Annotated in this window: 1 rRNA gene; it reads right to left on the bottom strand. The window is 52.3% G+C overall.

Annotation, left to right across the window (positions count from 1 at the left end):
* Nucleotides 1-71: 71 nt before the first annotated feature.
* Nucleotides 72-2,974: ribosomal RNA gene (locus IE083_RS15390) — 23S ribosomal RNA — on the bottom strand.
* Between the last annotated feature and the right edge of the window lie 122 nt (nt 2,975-3,096).

The following is a 3,096-nucleotide window of genomic DNA, read 5'->3' as shown; positions in this document are numbered from 1 at the left end:
CGGTAGAAGATTTCGTATTCCGTATCGCGTTTCCGCTTCGCTCCGCCTCTCGGCAAAGCCACTCAAATGATAGGATCAAGCCTCACGAGCAATTAGTATCGGTTAGCTTAACGCCTCACAGCGCTTCCACACCCGACCTATCAACGTCCTGGTCTCGAACGACTCTTCAGGGACCTCAAGGGCCCAGGGAAGTCTCATCTTCAGGCAAGTTTCCCGCTTAGATGCTTTCAGCGGTTATCTCTTCCGAACTTAGCTACCCGGCAATGCAACTGGCGTCACAACCGGTACACCAGAGGTTCGTCCACTCCGGTCCTCTCGTACTAGGAGCAGCCCCCGTCAAACTTCCAACGCCCACTGCAGATAGGGACCAAACTGTCTCACGACGTTTTGAACCCAGCTCACGTACCACTTTAAATGGCGAACAGCCATACCCTTGGGACCGGCTACAGCCCCAGGATGTGATGAGCCGACATCGAGGTGCCAAACTCCGCCGTCGATGTGAACTCTTGGGCGGAATCAGCCTGTTATCCCCGGAGTACCTTTTATCCGTTGAGCGATGGCCCTTCCATTCAGAACCACCGGATCACTATGTCCTGCTTTCGCACCTGCTCGACTTGTCGGTCTCGCAGTTAAGCTACCTTTTGCCATTGCACTATCAGCACGATTTCCGACCGTACCTAGGTAACCTTCGAACTCCTCCGTTACACTTTGGGAGGAGACCGCCCCAGTCAAACTGCCTACCATGCACTGTCCCCGATCCGGATCACGGACCAAGGTTAGAACCTCAAACACACCAGGGTGGTATTTCAAGGACGGCTCCACAATCACTAGCGTGACTGCTTCATAGCCTCCCACCTATCCTACACAAGTCTGTTCAAAGTCCAATGCAAAGCTACAGTAAAGGTTCACGGGGTCTTTCCGTCTAGCAGCGGGTAGATTGCATCTTCACAAACATTTCAACTTCGCTGAGTCTCAGGAGGAGACAGTGTGGCCATCGTTACGCCATTCGTGCGGGTCGGAACTTACCCGACAAGGAATTTCGCTACCTTAGGACCGTTATAGTTACGGCCGCCGTTTACTGGGACTTCAGTCAAGAGCTTGCACCCCATCATTTAATCTTCCAGCACCGGGCAGGCGTCACTCCGTATACGTCCACTTTCGTGTTGGCACAGAGCTGTGTTTTTGATAAACAGTCGCAGCCACCTATTCTCTGCGACCTCTCCAAGCTCCATTCGCAGGAACTTCACCTAGAGAGGCATACCTTCTCCCGAAGTTACGGTATCAATTTGCCGAGTTCCTTCTCCTGAGTTCTCTCAAGCGCCTTAGAATTCTCATCCTGCCCACCTGTGTCGGTTTGCGGTACGGTTCTTATGCAGCTGAAGCTTAGTGGCTTTTCCTGGAAGCGTGGTATCAGTTACTTCAGGTCCGTAGACCCTCGTCATCACCTCTCGGCCTTAAGGTGCAGCGGATTTGCCTTCCGCACCAGCCTACCGGCTTAAACGACCTATTCCAACAGGCCGCTAACCTAACCTTCTCCGTCCCCACATCGCACTGCATAAAAGTACGGGAATTTTAACCCGTTTCCCATCGACTACGCTTTTCAGCCTCGCCTTAGGGGCCGACTCACCCTACGCCGATGAACGTTGCGTAGGAAACCTTGGGCTTTCGGCGAGCGGGCTTTTCACCCGCTTTATCGCTACTCATGTCAGCATTCGCACTTCTGATATCTCCAGCAGGGTTTACACCACCACCTTCACAGACCTACAGAACGCTCCCCTACCACGGACACATTTGACTGTGCCCATCCGCAGCTTCGGTTATCAGTTTGAGCCCCGTTACATCTTCCGCGCAGGACGACTCGACCAGTGAGCTATTACGCTTTCTTTAAATGATGGCTGCTTCTAAGCCAACATCCTGGCTGTCTGTGCCTTCCCACCTCGTTTACCACTTAACTGATCATTTGGGACCTTAGCTGGCGGTCTGGGTTGTTTCCCTCTTGACGATGGACGTTAGCACCCACCGTCTGTCTCCCATGCTTGCACTTTCCGGTATTCAGAGTTTGCCATGGTTTGGTAAATCGCAATGACCCCCTAGCCATAACAGTGCTTTACCCCCGGAAGTGATACATGAGGCACTACCTAAATAGTTTTCGGGGAGAACCAGCTATCTCCGAGTTTGTTTAGCCTTTCACCCCTATCCACAGCTCATCCCCTAGTTTTGCAACACTAGTGGGTTCGGACCTCCAGTGCGTGTTANCGTGTTACCGCACCTTCATCCTGGCCATGGATAGATCACTCGGTTTCGGGTCTACACCCAGCGACTAAGACGCCCTGTTCGGACTCGGTTTCCCTACGCCTCCCCTATTCGGTTAAGCTTGCCACTGAATGTAAGTCGCTGACCCATTATACAAAAGGTACGCAGTCACCCGTTTCCAGGCTCCCACTGTTTGTATGCATCCGGTTTCAGGTTCTATTTCACTCCCCTCCCGGGGTTCTTTTCGCCTTTCCCTCACGGTACTGGTTCACTATCGGTCGATCACGAGTATTTAGCCTTGGAGGATGGTCCCCCCATATTCAGACAGGATTTCGCGTGTCCCGCCCTACTTCTCGTACGCCTAGTTCTTGGAATGCGTTTTCGCGTACGGGGCTATCACCCACTACGGCAGGCCTTTCCAGGACCTTTCCACTAACACAATCCATAACACGTACAGGCTCTTCCGCGTTCGCTCGCCACTACTTACGGAATCTCGGTTGATTTCTTTTCCTCGGGGTACTTAGATGTTTCAGTTCTCCCGGTTCGCTCTACCGACCCTATATATTCAGGCCGGAGTACTCCTTGCGGAGTGGGTTTCCCCATTCGGATATCAGTGGATCAAAGCTTCATTGCCAGCTCCCCACTGCTTTTCGCAGGCTTGCACGTCCTTCATCGCCTGTGATCGCCAAGGCATCCACCAGATGCACTTATTCACTTGACCCTATCATTTCAGTTGCCTTACTTTGATAACATCGAGTTTGCGTGACATGTCTCTCGACATGCCGCGATACAATCTTCTACCCAAGTCGACGATCAAACCAATGAAGAGTTAACTCCATCGCT

It is taken from the genome of Vogesella fluminis, from assembly GCF_014652335.1.
GTDB lineage: Bacteria > Pseudomonadota > Gammaproteobacteria > Burkholderiales > Chromobacteriaceae > Vogesella > Vogesella fluminis.
This window is presented reverse-complemented; position numbering and strand designations above follow the sequence as displayed.